We start from the raw sequence: 15,458 nt of genomic DNA on the forward strand, positions 1-15,458 counted from the left end.
TGCCCCCGTTCTTGGCCGAATCTGGGAATCATTGATCGAACGTGGCTGAAGGGGAACGGATTTCGGGAGGCCTCATGGACGTCAAGTGGATCGCCGCCCCGGCGACCCTCGCTGCCGCCCTGCTGGCCGGCGCCGTCTTCTTCGGCCTGGCCCTTCTCGGCAACGAGTGGCGCCTCCGAAACGAAGAGTCAGCGCCAGACGATCCGGATTGGACGGAAGAGTGACGGCAGACACCGCCACGATCCACCTGCCATCCGTCGTTCGCGTCAGCGAACGGCGGCGGCTCGGCGTGCTCGCGCTGACGCTGGGCGTTGTTGCCACGGCTGTCGCTCTGACCGGCTCCTGGATCCCGTCGCTGTGGGGCGACGAGGCCGCGAGCCTGCTGTCTGCGCAGCGCTCGTTCGACAGCCTCTTCACGATGCTCGGCCATGTGGATGCAGTGCACGGCCTCTACTACGTGCTGCTGCACCTGTGGATAGGCGTCGCAGGCACGTCGCCGTTCGCCATCCGCCTGCCCAGCGCCGTGGCGACCGGTCTCGCAGCTGCGGCCGTTGCCTGGATGTGCGGAAGACTGGGGTCCCGACGCCTCGCGCTCCTCGCCGGCATCGTCGCCGCGGTGCTACCGCGGCTGACCTTCGCGGGCGAGGAAGCGCGCTCGTACGCGACGGACGCCGCGCTGTGCGCGGTGCTGTGCGTCATCGTGGTGGAGATCGTGCTGCGGCAGCGGAGCAGCGCCGGACTGTGGACGGCCTACACGTGCGTGCTCGCCCTGGCAACCTACCTGTTCCTCTACGACCTGCTCATCGTCGTGGCGATCGGCGCGTTCCTCGCGCTCACGCCGAGCGTCAGGCGCCACCTGCTCGCCTTCGTCGTAGCCACAGGCATCGCCGTGCTCGCGGCCTCACCGATTCTGGTGTTCGCATACCTCGAGCGCGCGCAGGTGGCATACCTCGGCGGGCAAGCGCAGGTGACCGCCACGTCGGTATTCGTGCAGATGTGGTTCGGCGCGCTGCCCTTCGCGATCCTCGCCTGGCTGCTCATCCTGGTGGCGGTATACGACCTCGTTGCGCGCTCACTCGGCAGGGGCATCCTGCCGAGCCTGAATGCGTGGCCGTCAAGCGCGCCCGCGACAGTGGACTCGGCACCGAACGCCCGTCCGGACGTCGTGTTGCTGGCGCTCTGCTGGCTCGTTCTGCCCATGGGCTCGCTCATCGCCGCGACCGCGGTGTTCCACGGCTTCACCGCCAGGTATGGCACCATGGCGGCGCCTGCCGCGGCCATCCTCATCGCAGCGGGCATCGACCGCCTCGCCCGGCGCAGGTGGGTGGTGGTGGCGGGCCTGGCGGCGGTGCTCCTCGCCGCAACGCCGGTCTGGATCGGCCAGCGCGGGCCGTATTCGATGAACGAGTCCGATTGGAACCAGATCGCCGCGACGATCCAGGCCAAGGCGGTGGCCGGGGACGGCATCGTGTTCGACGAGGGCGTCAGGCCTTCGAGGCGTACCCGACTGGCGATGAGCACGGATCCTTCTGCGTTCTCGGCCGTGAAGGATGTCACACTGCGCGTGCCGTACGCCCAGAACCTCACCTGGTACGACTCCGCGTACACGGTGGACCAAGCCGCCGCTCTCGGTCGCTTCCACGGGGTCGACCGCGTGTGGGTCGTGGAGTACTCCATGCCCGGACACGAATACCTGTGGGGCACGTCGTCGCTCGAACGGCTCGGCTATCACGAGACGGCGCACTATTCGCTGCACCGCAGCGTGATCTACCTCTTCACGAAGTGAGATCGCACGGCACACGCACGAGTGCCGGTTGTCCCAGAAGCACGACCAACGCCATGAACACAGGGAACGCATGACACAGCTCGACGCAGGACGAAGCCTCCGACCACGACTCCCCCGCGTTCCCGACCCGACACCGATCTTCTGGATCACGAAGGCCGTCTCCACCGCAATGGGCGAGGCCGTGTCGGACTACTCGATCCACGTGCTCCCACCCGTCGTCGCCGTGCTGTGCGGATTCGCGCTCTTCGTCATCGCCCTCATCGTGCAGTTCAGCCGCGCGAGGTACACACCGTGGTCGTACTGGTTCACGGTCGGAATGGTCGGCGTGTTCGGCACCATGGCCGCCGACGTCATGCACGTCGCGCTCGGCGTTCCCTACGCAGTGAGCACGGCCTTCTACGCCGTCGCCCTCGCGGCCGTCTTCGTGCTGTGGCGAAGGTTCGAGCACACGCTCTCGGTGCACGATGTCGACACGCCAAGGCGTGAGGCGTTCTACTGGGCCGCTGTCGTGGCGACCTTCGCCATGGGCACGGCACTCGGCGACCTCACTGCGATCGGCCTGGGCTTGGGTTACCTGTCTTCGATCGTGGTCTTCGCCATCGTCATCCTGATTCCCGCGCTCGGGTACCGCTTCGCGCGGTGGAACGCCGTCTTCAGTTTCTGGTTCGCGTACGTGGTGACCAGGCCGCTCGGGGCATCCATCGCCGACTGGCTCGGCAAGCCGCGCGTCGACGGAGGCCTAGGTGTCGGAGAGGGAGTCGTCTCGCTCGCCCTGGTGCTGGCCATGGTGCTGCTGGTCTGCTTCATGTACGTGCGAGCGCCCAGACGAGAGCGCGCCGCCACTCAGGAACAGCTGGAGGGCGCAAGCGAGTCGTGAGCGCGCGAGCTCGCGCGGCTCTCGCCTCAGTCGCCTCTATCGCGGCGTACCGCTCACAGACTCCATCGGCTCGGCCACACGAGCAAGCTCGCGCGGCTCTCGCCTCAGTCGCCTCTATCGCGGCGTACCGCTCAGAGACTCCATCGGCTCGGCCACGCGAGCAAGCTCGCGCGGCTCTCGCCTCAGTCGCCTCTATCGCGGCGTACCGCTCACAGACTCCATCGGCTCGGCCACGCGAGCAAGCTCGCGCGGCTCTCGCCTCAGTCGCCTCTAGGCTTCTGGCATGACCCCGGTGCTTCTGAACAGTCTCATCGGGATCGCCGTGCTCATCGCCTTGACCACAGGCGTGCTGTGGTTCTACGGAGCGCCCCGCCACTGGGCGCCCGCGCTGGCCGTGCTGCGCGGCATCCTTCAATTGGCGGTCGTGAGCCTCATCCTGACGGGCGTCATCACCAACGGGTATTGGGTAGCCCTGGCGCTGCTCGTCATGTTCTCGGTGGCCTGCGCGACCGCGATCCGGCGCATCGGATGGAGCAGGCAGCACGCGCTCATGATGCTGTCCGCCATGGCCGCCGGCATTGCAGTCACGCTGACCATCGTCTTCGTCACGGGGACGATCGAATTCACCGCCAGATACGTGCTCGCGATCGGCGGCATCGTGATCGGCAACTCCATGACCATCGCGACACTCGCCGGCCGGAGGTTCGTCGAGCTCGTCCGTGACCGCTGGGACCAGGTGGAGGCCTGGATGTCCCTCGGCGCCACCCCGCGTCAGTCGACTCACGAGCTCGCCAGAGACGCCGTCTACGCCGCGCTCATCCCCTCGACCGACCAGACGAAGACGACCGGGCTCGTGACCCTTCCAGGCGCGTTCGTCGGCGCCATCTTCGGCGGCGTCTCGCCTCTGGAGGCCGGGCGCTTCCAGATCGTCGTGCTGGCTTCGATCATGGCCGCAGGGGCCATCACCGCCGTCATCGTGGCGCTGTGGCTGTCTCCCGTGCGGGTCAAGCCCGCGGCCTTGGTGTGAACGGCGTGAAGTCGTCGACCGAAAGGATCGGGCGAAGGGCGCTGAAGCGTCTGCTCGTCGGGGTCGTCGCGCTCGCGACGATGAGCGCCGCACTGACCGGATGCGTCACGACCGAACAGGGACCGCAGCTCACCGCGCCGCCCATGGGATGGAACAGCTGGAACCACTTCGGCTGCTCCGTGACCGAAGCCGACGTCAAGGCGGCCGCCGACGCCATCGTCGCGGACGGTCTGCGGGATGCCGGTTACCGGTATGTCAACGTCGACGACTGCTGGCAGGACCCCGCGCGAGACTCGCATGGCCGGCTGCGCTCCGACCCGAAGCGCTTTCCCGATGGCATGGCAGCGCTGGCTGCGTACGTGCATTCCAAAGGCCTGCTGTTCGGCATCTACGCGGCCCCTGGCAGCCGAACCTGCGCCGAGCGCTACCAGGGATACCCGGGGCGCATAGGCAGCCTTGGCCATGTCGAACAGGATGCTCGCACCTTCGCCTCATGGGGCGTCGACTATCTGAAGTACGACTGGTGCGGCGCCGACCGCGAAGGAGTCGGGCACGAGCAGGCGTTCGCGCGAATGCGACAGGCGCTCAACGCGACCGGCCGGAGCATCGTGTTCAGCATTCACGACAAACCGGAGCAACCCGTGCCAGCGTGGCGGCACTGGGTTTCCGATCTCTCCAGGTCAACACCAGACATCCAGGACTCCTGGCCGTCTGTCGTCTCGATCACGGAGTCGACACTCGCGCTGACGAAGCAGACTCCGCCTGGGTTCTGGAACGACCCGGACATGCTCGAGGTGGGCAACGACGGTATGAGCCTCGACGAGCAACGCAGCCATTTCGCGCTCTGGGCACAGCTGTCGGCGCCGCTTCTGATCGGATCCGACCTGCGCACGGCCGGCACAGCTGCCGTCGGCATCCTGGGCAACCGCCGCGTCATCCGCGTCGATCAGGACCGACTCGCCTCCGCACCATCGGTTCTGAACTCCACCCCCAACGAGCTCGTGCTGCTGAAGCGCCTCTCTGACGGATCCTCGGCGCTCACGATCACGAACCTCGGCTCGACCACGCGCACGATCGCCGTGAGATACCATTCGCTCGGCATGACCCCGCGCTATTCGGCGACGGATGTGTGGACGGGCGTGACGCGCGCCGAAACCGGAGGCATGTCGGTGCGGCTCGCGGCACACGCAACCGCCATGTACCTGCTGGCGAACTGACGGGGCCGCCCGGCAAAGGGCTGCCCCTTCCCTGTGCTTCTTCTAAGTCTTGCTATGCGTCGTCTCTGACGTCACTGGGAGGGGCCGTTTCTTGCAGTGGTCTCAAAATCGCGCAAGCAGCATCTCAGTATGACCACCTATCGACAGGAGCCGTCCGGGCTCTCCGCCGACGTGTCCGGCACAGCCCCGACCTGGGTCATGCCGGTCGAGGGCGGCAGTTCGCGCACGGATTGGTGGCGCATCGGAGCGGTCACCGTCGTGTGGCTCACGAGCTTGTTCGTGGTCGCCCTGTGGATGTCGGGCGGTGGCATCGAGGATCTCCTGCGACTGAACGCCGACAGCCTGAACACGCTCGGGCGCGTCACGGGTCTCGTGTCGGCGAACCTCCTCCTGTACCAGGTGCTCCTGATGGCCAGGATCCCGCTCTTCGAACGCGGATTCGGTCGCGACGGCATGACCAGGATGCACCGCCTCGTGGGGTTCTGGTCGTTCTGGCTCATGCTCGCGCACATCGTGCTGCTCACCATCGGTTATGCCGCCGAAAGCGGTACGAATCTGGTCGTTCAGGCCTGGCAGTTCGTGTGGGACTACCCGGGAATGCTGCTGGCCACGGCAGGCACACTGCTGCTCATCATGGTCGTCATCACCTCCATGCGAAGGGCGAGGCGCCGCATCCGCTACGAGTCGTGGCACCTGCTGCACCTCTACGCCTACCTCGGCATCGGGTTCTCCATCCCGCACATGCTCTGGACGGGTGCCGACTTCCTGAACTCCCCCGCCGCGACCGCGTACTGGTGGACGCTGTGGGCGCTGGCCGCCGCAAGCGTCGTGGTCTACCGGATCCTCGTACCGCTTGCCCGCTCCCTCAGGCACAGCGTGCGAGTCGCCTCGGTGGAACCGGACGGCGACCGCGGGGTGGTGGTACGTATGCAGGGACGTGCGCTGTCCAGGCTCCGCGCCGAGGCAGGTCAGTTCTTCGTCTGGCGCTTCATGGACGGGCCGGGGTGGATGCGCGGGCATCCGTTCTCGCTTGCTGCGGCTCCCCGCGGCGATGAGCTGGTGATCTCGGCACGAGTCCTCGGCGACGGAACGCGCAGGCTGACCCGCTTGCGCCGCGGAACCAGGGTCATGTTCGAAGGCCCGTTCGGGCGCATGACGGGCAAAGAGCGCCAGGGACGCAAACTGCTCATGCTTGGCGCGGGTGCAGGCGTCGCGCCGCTCGTGTCGCTTCTCGAGTCCGAAAACTACGCCGAAGGCGAGGCCACCCTTGTCGTCCGCGACAGTGCGAGCGGCGATGGGCTACGCAGCCGAGCCATCGACCGCCTGGTGCTGGAGCGCGGTGTTCGCTTCGCACGGCTCGACGGACCGCGTTCGAATGGCCGATCGGCATGGCTGCCCGCGACGCACGCGGAGTGGCGAGGTCCCGAGCTCATCCGCTACCTCGCGCCCGATCTCGAGGAGTACGACGCATACGTCTGCGGGCCTCAGCCCTGGATGGAGAGCGTCACGCGCGATCTGCGTGCTGCCGGATTGCCCGCCTCGCGCATCCACACGGAGCGGTTCTCGATATGAGCGGGCGTCAAGCGAGCAGGTGCAGTAGCGGGAGCAGAAACGGGACAGTGAGACACGCACGACGGGAGTTCAGGTCATGAAGAAGATCATCTACGGGCTGCTCGCGACGGTAACGGGAACGGTTCTGCTGCTGAGCTATCGCACATCCCTCGAGGTCGTGAATCCGACGGCATCGACCGGCACGGGCTCGAGCACGAGCGGCTCGGGATCGTCGGCTCAATCGGGATCGACAGGCACGACCCAGTCCGGATCGACCTCGAGCAGCTCGACGCCCTCGTCGACGCCGTCGGCGTCGTCGTCATCGTCCTCCGGGCTCAAGGACGGCACCTACACGGGGCAGGCGGCCGACACGCGCTACGGGGCCGTGCAGGTGAAGGTCACCGTCTCCGGGGGCAAGATCACGGCCGTCGACGTTCCGCAATACCCGACCGAGAGCTTCAGGGACGAGGAGATCAACCGGCAGGCCGTACCGCAGCTCGTCTCCGAGACGCTCAAGGCCCAGAGTTCCTCCATCGACATGGTCTCGGGCGCCACCTATACGAGCGAGGGCTATCTGCAGTCGCTGCAGAGCGCACTCGACGGGGCGCGAGCATGAGCACAAGCAGCGGGAGCCGCCAGATTCGCACCGACGACGTCATGGGAACGGTTGCGAGCATCCACGTGATCACGGATGCCTCCCACGACGTGGTCTCCGCGGTCGATGAGTCCGCGCGGTCGTGCTTCGACGAGTTGCACGAGCTGGACAGGATCTTCTCGACCTATCGCGACGACTCCGACATCTCGCGGATCCGAAGCGGCGAACTCGACCTCGCGCATGCCGACGAACGCGTAGCCATGGTGGACGCCGCTTGTCTCGAGGCGCGAGAGACGACCGGTGGCCTGTTCGACGCCTGGCAACAGGGCTGGTTCGATCCGACCGGCTATGTGAAGGGCTGGGCGGCCGAAGGCGCCGCACGGCGTGCGCTGCTCCCTCTTCTCGACGTCCCAGGCATACATGCCGCCGGCCTGACAGTGGGCGGTGACATGCAGCTGTTCACGGCGGACCGCTCGGACTGGACGTGGCGCGTCGGCGTCGCCGACCCTGCGGACCCGGCGCGCCTCGCCGCGACCGTCGACGTGCGCACGGGTGCCGTCGCCACCTCGGGCACCGCAGAACGCGGCTGCCACATCGTCGACCCGCGGACCGGGCGGGCGAGCTCGTCGGTCGCAGGCGCAACGGTCGTCGCAGACCGGCTCACGACGGCTGACCTGTGGGCTACGACGGCCGTCGTCGCCGGATTCGAGGACCTGACCTGGATCAGGACTCCAGGGGTGCGGTCCGGCGTCGTCATCGCATCCGACGGGCGGGTGCGCCGCTGGGCAGCCGGCGTCGAGCTCACGTCGGCGGGCGCGTCCGCTGCCTGGCCCGTGGCGCACCGCTCCGCCTCGCGGTCGGCAGCTTGAGCAGGAACACGGTGCCCTGGGCCGACGTGCGCTCCACAACCACCGTGCCGCCGTAGCGTGTGGCGACCTGCCGCACCAGTGCGAGCCCGATACCGAATCCCCGCCTCCTGCCCGTCTCCGGCGAGCGCGCGAACCTGTCGAACACGCGTTCGGGGTCGATGCCGACGATCCCCTCACCCGCGTCCGCCACGCGGATGGCCGCGAAACCATCCTCAGCGTCGGCACTCACGATCACGTCGCTGTTCGCCGGCGCATGCTGCACGGCGTTGTCGATGAGCGCGATGGCCACCCTGGTCACGGTTGCGGACGGGAGCCTCACGGCGAGGTCCGTTGACGCGTCGAGCCTGAGGCGCACGTCTGCATCAGAGGCAAGCGGGGACATGGCATCCACGGCATGGCGAAGCGCCTCGGCCACGACCGTCGAATGCTCCGGTGCGGTGCCCGCGCCCTCTGCCGTGAGCAAGAGGTCGGTGAGGAGCTCCGCCATGGCGTCGACGTCACGCCTCAAGCGGGAGATCGTGTCATCGATCGGCTGGCCGCGCTGTTGACGCCGTTGCAGCACCTGAACGCGGCTGCTCAACGCGGTCAGCGGCGTGCGCAACTCGTGACTCGCGTCGGCGACGAAGCTGCGCTGCAGCGTCAAGGCATCCGATAGAGGCTTCGACGTCCTGCGCGCCGCCAGCCACCCGACAACGGCCAGCAGCGCCACGCCGACCACGCCGAGGCCGATGACCCAGGGCAGCACGTGATCCACGTCGACGACGAACGTGTCGCCGACGCGGGGAGGGCCGCCGAACTCAGGGTGGTCGGGACCACCCTCGTGACGGCCCGTCGTGAGGATCACTGCGAGCAGGATGCCGACGCCCGCCGCGATGATGATCGCCGACGCCACGCCGACGAAGAGACCCACCGCGAGCGCCGCGCGCCGAGCCCGCCGGTCGTCGTCGTTCATGACCCGCCGGCCCGGTATCCTCGCGCACGCACCGTCTCGATGACCTCTTTCGCCGTCTTGCGCCTGATGAAGTGAACGTAAGTGTCGACGGAGCCTGGGCTCTCGCCGCCGGGAAAGACGACTGCGAGTATCTCCTCCCGGCTGAAGACGTGCTCCGGGCTGTCCGTGAGCAAGCGCATCAGAGCATCCTCCGTCGCCGTCAGAGGCACGCGAGACCCGCCTGGCGAGTACATGGCCTGCGACTCGGGAACGTACAGCCACTCGCCGACGTACCGACGACGCCCCTCCGCACGGAAACCGCGACGCAGGGCACGCAGACGGGCGAGCAGCTCCTCGAAGTCGAACGGCTTCACCAGGTAGTCGTTGGCACCGGCATCCAGCCCCTCGACGCGGTCGCGCGTGGAGTCGAGCGCGGTCAGCAACAGGATCGGTGTCGTGATCTGCGCCTTCCGCACGGCCCGCACGAGTTCCACTCCGTCGAAGCCAGGTAGCCGGCGGTCGACGACCATCGCGTCGTAGCGCTGTCCGAGTGCATGGCGAAGCGCGAGGTCGCCATCGGTCACATGGTCGACGTCATACGCCTCCGACAGCACTTCGACCACCATGCCGGCGATATCTCTGTCGTCTTCGACGTAGAGGATGCCCGGGCGAGCGTTGGCGGATGACGGCATGAGAGAAGCACATCACACCTCGGCGGCATCACCGCTCGTCAGAGCCTGTGTTCCCCTCGCGCAATGCACGCTCGCCTCGTTGCATCACCTCTGCAATGTTCCCGACCTCATCGGCTGGCGCCTCGACGTCTCCGGGGTCGTCCGGCCCGCCCTCTCCCGGCGCTTGGCGCACGGCGGACTGGTCGATCTGCGGGTCTGACGGCGCTGCGTCGCCCTTCGGAGACTCGTGCTGGCGCACTTCGGTCTCCCGTTCGCTCGACGGACTGTACGCCCTGTCGTGCTGGATGCTCTCTTCCTCGCCCACGCACCACTCCCTCTTCTCGACTGGTTGCCAGCCCAAGGTCTCAGGAGCGGCAGCACCGCTCAAGGGGTTGTCTCTATCACGATCCAGGTGACCTGGCGACCCGTTTCAGCGCACGTCGTCCGCAGCGTAGTCAAGATGCATGCGAGCTCTCACCTGGCAAGCCATGAAACAGGTCGCCGTGATCGACGTGCCCGACCCGCACATCGAGGAGCCGACGGATGCCATCGTTCGCGTGACATCCACGGCCATCTGCGGCTCCGACCTCCACCTGTACGACGTGCTCGGTCCCTTCCTCTCTGCAGGTGACGTGCTGGGCCACGAGCCGATGGGCATCGTGGAGGAGGTGGGATCCGAGGTTCACAACCTCGCCGTCGGCGACCGCGTCGTCGTGCCCTTCGTGATCGGGTGCGGCGAGTGCTTCATGTGCCGTCTCGGCCTGACCACCCAGTGCGAGACGACCCAGAACCGGGAGCACGGCACGGGCGCCGCCCTCTACGGCTACACGGAGCTCTACGGGTCGGTGCCAGGAGGGCAGGCACAACGGATGCGCGTTCGCCTGGCCGATTACAACGCCGTGAAGGTGGGCAGCGATCTTCCCGACGAGCGGTATCTGTTCCTGAGCGACATCCTGCCCACAGCCTGGCAGGCCGTGGAGTACGCGCAGTTGCCACCCGGCGGCGTGCTGGGAGTCATCGGCCTCGGGCCGGTCGGCCAGTTCGTCTCGCGCATCGCCCGGCGGCGAGGGCACCGGGTGGTGGCCGTCGAGCCCGTCGCGGAGCGACGCGCCATGGCCGAGCGGCACGGGATCGACACGTTCGACCTGAGCGACGACATCGCCGACTGGCTCAGGGAGGCGACGGATGGCAGGGGGCCGGACGCGGTGGTGGATGCCGTCGGCATGGAAGCGCACGGCAGTCCGGCCGCGGCCGCGGCTCAGTCGGCGACCGGGATGCTGCCCGACCCGGCGGCGAAGAAGCTCATGGAAACGGTCGGCGTCGACCGGCTGGCCGCCATGCGGCTCGCCTTCGATGCCGTGCGACGAGGTGGCACTGTATCGCTCGCAGGGGTATACGCCGGAGCGGCCGACCCGTTCCCGATGGTCCAGTTGTTCGACAAGCAGGTCGCGATCCGCATGGGACAGTGCAACGTGCAGGCCTGGGTCGAGCAGATCCTTCCGTACGTCGAGGCCCCGGACGATCCGCTGGGAACCGAGGACCTTGTGACCCACCACGCGCCGCTCGAAGACGGCCCCGAGCTGTACGAGACGTTCCGCGACAAGAAGGACGGCTGCGTCAAGGTGGTGTTGCACCCGTGAGGCTGCCCCATGTGAACAACACCCTGCTCGCCAACCTCACCAGAGGCATGGCCGCGGGACTCGTGGCGACCGGTGCGATGAGCGTCGTGCTCGCAGCGGCACATAAGGTCGGTGCCATCGGCCGCCAGCCTCCGGAGATCATCGTCGACTCGTTCCTTCCGCAACTGCCGGTGGACAAGAAGCGCATGCTCGCCTTGATCGCACACTTCGGGTACGGGTCGGCTGCGGCCGCAGCGTATGCCGCCGCGCTTCCGACCCTCTTCCGCGGCGTGACGTCGGGCACTGTGTACGGAGCCGCGGTCTGGCTGGCCGGATACGAGGGATGGCTGCCGATGATGGGCATCCTTCCTCCAGCTCACCGCGACGACCGCAGGCGCGTGGGCACAATGGTGGCCGGCCATCTGGTCTTCGGAGCAGCGCTCGGCCTCATCCTGCGACGCAGGCGAGGCTGAGTCCCCCTGCCGCTCAGACGGCTACGTCGAGAGACGGTTCGGTCGCGGCGACGACCTCGTCGACCGTGACGCCCGGGGCGAGCTCCACAAGCCTCAGACCGACATCCGTCACATCGATCACCGCGAGGTCGGTGATGATGCGGTCCACGACCGCCTTTCCCGTCAGCGGCAGCGAGCATGCGTTCACGATCTTGGGGCTGCCGTCTTTCGCCACGTGCTCCATGAGCACGATGACCTTGCGGGCGCCGTGCACGAGGTCCATCGCGCCGCCCGGTCCCTTCACCATCTTGCCCGGGATCATCCAGTTCGCCAGATCGCCGCATGCCGACACCTGCATGGCCCCGAGGATCGCCGCGTCGATCTTGCCGCCCCTGATCATTCCGAAGCTCAGCGCCGAGTCGAAGAACGCGGCACCGCGAAGTACCGTGACCGTCTCTTTGCCTGCGTTGATGAGGTCGGGGTCGACGGCATCCTCGGCCGGGTAGGGACCGACGCCGAGGATGCCGTTCTCGGACTGAAGCACGACCGTCACGCCGTCGGGCACGTAGTTGGGCACGAGCGTCGGCAGGCCGATGCCGAGGTTCACGTATGCGCCGTCCGGCAGTTCGCGAGCGGCGCGTGCCGCCATCTGCTCTCTCGTCAGCGGCATGGTCAGTTCCCTTCTCTCGCCGGCTGACCTGCACTCGTCGCCTCGTCGGCGCTCCTGCGCACGGTTCGGCGCTCGATGCGCTTCTCGACGTCGGGGCCGACCACCACGATGCGGTCGACGTAGATTCCCGGGAGGTGCACGGCGTCGGGATCGATGGAACCGGGATCCACCACCTGCTCGACTTCCGCGATGCAGAGACGGCCGGCCATTGCGCACAGCGGTGAGAAGTTGCGCGCCGACTTGTCGAACACCAGGTTTCCGTGTCGGTCGGCGAGCTTCGCGTGCACGAGCGAGAAGTCGGTCGTGATGGCCTCTTCGAGCACGAACTCCTTGTCGACGCCGTCCACCCGGAAGGACTGCACCTGCTTGCGCGGGCTCTGCACCGCGACGCTGCCGTTGGCGTTGTACCGTCTGGGCAGTCCACCCTCCGCCACCTGCGTGCCGACCCCGGTCTGTGTGAAGAACGCGGCGATGCCGCTTCCACCCGCCCGCAGCTTCTCGGCGAGCGTGCCCTGCGGCGTCAGTTCGAGCTCGAGCTCCCCGGAGAGGTATTGCCGCTCGAACTCCTTGTTCTCGCCCACATACGACGAGGTCATCTTGCTGATGCGCCCGGCCGCGAGCAGAACGCCCAGGCCCCAGTCATCGACACCGCAGTTGTTCGAAACGACGCTCAACCGCTCGACGCCAGTCTCCAGGACCGCATTGATGAGGACCATCGGGATGCCGCACAGCCCGAATCCGCCAACGGCCAGACTCGCACCACTCGGGATGTCGGCAACGGCCTCCGCTGCGGATTCGACCACCTTGTCGATCACCTCGGCGTCACCCCCTCGCCCGGGACACAGGTCGTGTGAAGGTGATGCATGCGGGCCTCCTTGCCTGCCTGGGCCGGTCATCCGTCATGGGGATGCCCCGAACCCGTTTGCCGCTTCGCGTGCGAACGCCTGCACCGGCTGGTGGCCGTCGCAGGGGCTCACCTCCAGCGTGGCACGAGTGCGGCGCTCGCGCATGCGCCGGGGCCGGCCGAGTCTCGATACGCGCCTTCGCCGCCACTCGGCCCTCGACAGCCCTCAGCGTTCGAGCGTGAAGTCGAAGACCGACGTGTCGAACCGGGTGTATCCCTCGTAGTCGATGAGGTCGTACAGCTCGGAGCGATGCTGCATGCGATCGACCGCGCCCGCTAGGCTCCCCCGCTCGTCGAGCTCATCCAGACCGCGCATCGCAGCGCCCATCGCCAGGCGCAGCAACGAGACCGGCCAGATCACGAGATTCATGCCCACATCTGCAAGTTGCTGCACCGTGAACAGCTCGCTCTTGCCGAACTCGGTCATATTGGCCAGCAGTGGCACATCAACGGCGGCCCGCACGGCCGCGAACTCGTCCAGGGTCGTCATGGCCTCGGGGAAGACGGCATCAGCTCCTGCGTCCACGAGAGCCTTCGAGCGGTCGACCGCGGCCTGTAGTCCGTCCACTGCCCGGATGTCGGTGCGCGCCATGATGAGGAAGTTCGGGTCGCGTCGGGCATCCACCGCCGCCCGGATGCGTTGAAGCGCCGTCTGCTCATCCACGACCTGCTTGCCGTCGAGATGACCGCATCGCTTGGGATTCACCTGGTCTTCGATGTGCAGGCCGGCGAGGCCGGCATCCTCCAGTTCCTGCACAGTGCGCGCCACATTCATGGGTTCACCGAACCCCGTGTCTGCATCGACGATGGCCGGCAGGTCTGTCATTCGGGCGATCTGCCGGGCCCGCCCGGCGACCTCGGTGAGTGTCGTGAGCCCGATGTCCGGCAGCCCGAGGTCGGCAGAGAGCACCGCACCGGAGATGTAGACGCCGTCGAATCCCTTGCGCTCGATGAGCCGTGCACTCAGCGGGTTGAACGCGCCGGGGAACCGTAGCAGGCCGCCGGCGGCGAGCGCCGCTCTGAAGTCCGCCCGTTTGTCGGCGGGGTTCTTGCCGGAATACAGCATGGTGCGTCCTTTCGGTGCCAGACGTTTCGTCGCGCGTTCGTGGCGCGCTGCAACGAACGTAACAGCGGCGCACGGGCCGGGAGCATCCGCGCCTCGCATCTGCCGACCGTGAATGTCAACATCTCGAACCGTCGAGATCAGGGCTCATAACATCGCCACCAGGCGCCGCAGCGCCGCACCGCTCACGCACCACGAGGACCACACAGCATGACAAGCACAACAGTCGCCGAGGCATCCGCCGCATCGACGGCTGCCATCGTGCGACGCGCGAGGCTGCGGCGAAGCGACCCGAACGGGCCGGGCATCCGTCGTCTCGACGGCGACCCACCGCAGTACGTGGATGCAAAGGGCCGCCGGCTCACCGACTCCCGTCAGCTGGACCGCATCCTCGCCCTGGCCATACCACCCGCATGGCAGGAGGTGTGGATCTCCGCCGACGAGCGTGGGCACATTCAGGCCGTGGGAACCGACGGCGCCGGACGCCGCCAGTACCTCTACCACGAGGATTGGCGCAAGCAGCGGGATGCCGCCAAGTTCGACCGTGTGCTGTTGCTCGCCCGCTCGCTTCCCGCCGCCAGGCGCGTCGTCACGCGCGACCTCAAGAGGGACGGCTTCAGCCACGACCGCGCACTTGCCGCCGCCTTCAGAGTCATCGACCGGGTTTCGCTGCGCATCGGAAGCGAGGAGTACCTGCGTCGTTACGGAAGCCGCGGGCTCACAACGCTGCAGTGCCGCGACGTGGTCGTCGAGGGCGATGACATCACTCTGCATTTCCCCGCCAAGAGCGGCCAGCGGTTCCAGTCCAGGGTCACCGATCCGGAACTCGCGCGCTATCTCGGCGACGTCTGCCGCTCGCGTCGCCCCAGTGGAAGAGCCATCGCGTGGCGGGACTCGACGTGGCATGCTCTCACGACGCGCGAAGTGAACGATTACATCCGGGCACGCACCGGAGTGGATGCCACGGCCAAGGACTTCCGCACCTTACGCGGGACCATCGTCGCGGCGTCGGCCCTGGCGCAGATCGGACAGCAGAGCACCAAACGAGCAAGGGATGCCGCGGTGCGCGCAGCCGTCGACGTCGCGGCGGAGGCGCTCGGCAACACCCCGACGGTGGCCAGGACGAGCTACATCGACCCACGGGTGCTCGACAGGTATCGCTCCGGCGAGTTGTTGTCGTTGAGAGGCGCGCCCGAGGCGGCACTGTGCCAGCTGCTGTCGTGACG

General features: G+C 67.5%; 17 protein-coding genes. 11 read left to right on the top strand and 6 right to left on the bottom strand.

Annotated elements, in window-relative coordinates; all coding sequences use genetic code 11:
• Positions 1-41 precede the first annotated feature (41 nt).
• The 8 genes from ACO2Q7_RS04115 (at position 42) to ACO2Q7_RS04150 (ending at position 7,922) form a co-directional block, all read left to right on the top strand.
• On the top strand, positions 42-224 hold the full coding sequence (locus tag ACO2Q7_RS04115; protein ID WP_423354353.1) for a hypothetical protein: 183 nt from the start codon (positions 42-44) through the stop codon (positions 222-224).
• Complete coding sequence (locus tag ACO2Q7_RS04120) at positions 221-1,786, top strand: glycosyltransferase family 39 protein (protein ID WP_423354354.1); 1,566 nt, start codon at positions 221-223, stop codon at positions 1,784-1,786. The genes ACO2Q7_RS04115 and ACO2Q7_RS04120 overlap by 4 nt, the downstream gene beginning before the upstream one ends.
• 70 nt (positions 1,787-1,856) lie before the next feature.
• Positions 1,857-2,663, top strand: coding sequence for a hypothetical protein (locus ACO2Q7_RS04125; protein WP_423354355.1), 807 nt, complete (start codon positions 1,857-1,859; stop codon positions 2,661-2,663).
• A 283-nt stretch (positions 2,664-2,946) separates the two neighbouring features.
• On the top strand, positions 2,947-3,690 hold the full coding sequence (locus tag ACO2Q7_RS04130) for an ABC transporter permease (RefSeq protein WP_423354356.1): 744 nt from the start codon (positions 2,947-2,949) through the stop codon (positions 3,688-3,690).
• Positions 3,648-4,907 (top strand): glycoside hydrolase family 27 protein, encoded by a 1,260-nt coding sequence (locus ACO2Q7_RS04135; protein WP_423354357.1) that lies wholly within the window; start codon positions 3,648-3,650, stop codon positions 4,905-4,907. Before ACO2Q7_RS04130 ends, ACO2Q7_RS04135 begins: the two co-directional genes overlap by 43 nt.
• A gap of 129 nt (positions 4,908-5,036) precedes the next feature.
• The gene (locus tag ACO2Q7_RS04140) at positions 5,037-6,479 is read left to right on the top strand and encodes a ferredoxin reductase family protein (protein WP_423354358.1); all 1,443 of its coding nucleotides are present in this window, start codon (positions 5,037-5,039) and stop codon (positions 6,477-6,479) included.
• Between the two features lie 76 nt (positions 6,480-6,555).
• Positions 6,556-7,074 (top strand): FMN-binding protein, encoded by a 519-nt coding sequence (locus tag ACO2Q7_RS04145; RefSeq protein WP_423354359.1) that lies wholly within the window; start codon positions 6,556-6,558, stop codon positions 7,072-7,074.
• Entirely contained in the window at positions 7,071-7,922 is an 852-nt protein-coding gene (locus ACO2Q7_RS04150) for an FAD:protein FMN transferase (protein ID WP_423354360.1), read from the top strand. The genes ACO2Q7_RS04145 and ACO2Q7_RS04150 overlap by 4 nt, the downstream gene beginning before the upstream one ends.
• Here ACO2Q7_RS04150 and ACO2Q7_RS04155 read toward each other — a convergent pair.
• Genes ACO2Q7_RS04155 through ACO2Q7_RS04165 form a run of 3 tightly spaced genes read right to left on the bottom strand, consistent with a single transcriptional unit; the run spans position 7,855 to position 9,849 of the window.
• On the bottom strand, positions 7,855-8,874 hold the full coding sequence (locus tag ACO2Q7_RS04155) for a sensor histidine kinase (RefSeq protein WP_423354361.1): 1,020 nt from the start codon (positions 8,872-8,874) through the stop codon (positions 7,855-7,857). The two genes, ACO2Q7_RS04150 and ACO2Q7_RS04155, sit on opposite strands and share 68 nt — an antisense overlap.
• Positions 8,871-9,545, bottom strand: coding sequence for a response regulator transcription factor (locus tag ACO2Q7_RS04160; protein WP_423354362.1), 675 nt, complete (start codon positions 9,543-9,545; stop codon positions 8,871-8,873). The genes ACO2Q7_RS04155 and ACO2Q7_RS04160 overlap by 4 nt, the downstream gene beginning before the upstream one ends.
• Positions 9,546-9,573: 28 nt before the next feature.
• Positions 9,574-9,849 (bottom strand): hypothetical protein, encoded by a 276-nt coding sequence (locus ACO2Q7_RS04165; protein WP_423354363.1) that lies wholly within the window; start codon positions 9,847-9,849, stop codon positions 9,574-9,576.
• Positions 9,850-9,988: 139 nt separating this feature from the next.
• On the opposite strand from ACO2Q7_RS04165, the gene ACO2Q7_RS04170 reads away from it, so the two are divergent.
• Together ACO2Q7_RS04170 and ACO2Q7_RS04175 are read left to right on the top strand one after the other, a co-directional pair.
• Positions 9,989-11,164 carry an alcohol dehydrogenase catalytic domain-containing protein gene (locus ACO2Q7_RS04170; RefSeq protein WP_423354364.1) on the top strand — a complete coding sequence of 392 codons (1,176 nt, stop codon included), beginning with the start codon at positions 9,989-9,991 and terminating at the stop codon, positions 11,162-11,164.
• A gap of 11 nt (positions 11,165-11,175) precedes the next feature.
• On the top strand, positions 11,176-11,616 hold the full coding sequence (locus tag ACO2Q7_RS04175) for a DUF6789 family protein (protein ID WP_423354365.1): 441 nt from the start codon (positions 11,176-11,178) through the stop codon (positions 11,614-11,616).
• Between the two features lie 13 nt (positions 11,617-11,629).
• On the opposite strand, the gene ACO2Q7_RS04180 is transcribed toward ACO2Q7_RS04175, so the two are convergent.
• From ACO2Q7_RS04180 to prpB, 3 genes are all read right to left on the bottom strand, one after another.
• Positions 11,630-12,265 (bottom strand): CoA transferase subunit B, encoded by a 636-nt coding sequence (locus tag ACO2Q7_RS04180; RefSeq protein WP_423354366.1) that lies wholly within the window; start codon positions 12,263-12,265, stop codon positions 11,630-11,632.
• Positions 12,266-12,267: 2 nt separating this feature from the next.
• Complete coding sequence (locus ACO2Q7_RS04185; RefSeq protein ID WP_423354367.1) at positions 12,268-13,080, bottom strand: CoA transferase subunit A; 813 nt, start codon at positions 13,078-13,080, stop codon at positions 12,268-12,270.
• A 255-nt stretch (positions 13,081-13,335) separates the two neighbouring features.
• Positions 13,336-14,235 (bottom strand): methylisocitrate lyase, encoded by a 900-nt coding sequence (prpB, locus tag ACO2Q7_RS04190; protein ID WP_423354368.1) that lies wholly within the window; start codon positions 14,233-14,235, stop codon positions 13,336-13,338.
• Between the two features lie 207 nt (positions 14,236-14,442).
• On the opposite strand from prpB, the gene ACO2Q7_RS04195 reads away from it, so the two are divergent.
• Entirely contained in the window at positions 14,443-15,456 is a 1,014-nt protein-coding gene (locus tag ACO2Q7_RS04195; protein WP_423354369.1) for a DNA topoisomerase IB, read from the top strand.
• The last annotated feature ends 2 nt before the right edge of the window (positions 15,457-15,458 follow it).

Source organism: Rathayibacter sp. KR2-224 (assembly GCF_049446075.1).
GTDB lineage: Bacteria > Actinomycetota > Actinomycetes > Actinomycetales > Microbacteriaceae > Humibacter.

Bases quoted from the DNA above. Each gene is read 5' to 3' on its own strand.
- ACO2Q7_RS04150 (WP_423354360.1), top strand. From the start codon at position 7,071: ATGAGCACAAGCAGCGGGAGCCGCCAGATTCGCACCGACGACGTCATG.
- ACO2Q7_RS04170 (WP_423354364.1), top strand. From the start codon at position 9,989: ATGCGAGCTCTCACCTGGCAAGCCATGAAACAGGTCGCCGTGATCGAC.
- ACO2Q7_RS04155 (WP_423354361.1), bottom strand. From the start codon at position 8,874: ATGAACGACGACGACCGGCGGGCTCGGCGCGCGGCGCTCGCGGTGGGT.
- ACO2Q7_RS04160 (WP_423354362.1), bottom strand. From the start codon at position 9,545: ATGCCGTCATCCGCCAACGCTCGCCCGGGCATCCTCTACGTCGAAGAC.
- ACO2Q7_RS04180 (WP_423354366.1), bottom strand. From the start codon at position 12,265: ATGCCGCTGACGAGAGAGCAGATGGCGGCACGCGCCGCTCGCGAACTG.
- ACO2Q7_RS04145 (WP_423354359.1), top strand. From the start codon at position 6,556: ATGAAGAAGATCATCTACGGGCTGCTCGCGACGGTAACGGGAACGGTT.
- ACO2Q7_RS04130 (WP_423354356.1), top strand. From the start codon at position 2,947: ATGACCCCGGTGCTTCTGAACAGTCTCATCGGGATCGCCGTGCTCATC.
- prpB (WP_423354368.1), bottom strand. From the start codon at position 14,235: ATGCTGTATTCCGGCAAGAACCCCGCCGACAAACGGGCGGACTTCAGA.
- ACO2Q7_RS04125 (WP_423354355.1), top strand. From the start codon at position 1,857: ATGACACAGCTCGACGCAGGACGAAGCCTCCGACCACGACTCCCCCGC.
- ACO2Q7_RS04140 (WP_423354358.1), top strand. From the start codon at position 5,037: ATGACCACCTATCGACAGGAGCCGTCCGGGCTCTCCGCCGACGTGTCC.
- ACO2Q7_RS04195 (WP_423354369.1), top strand. From the start codon at position 14,443: ATGACAAGCACAACAGTCGCCGAGGCATCCGCCGCATCGACGGCTGCC.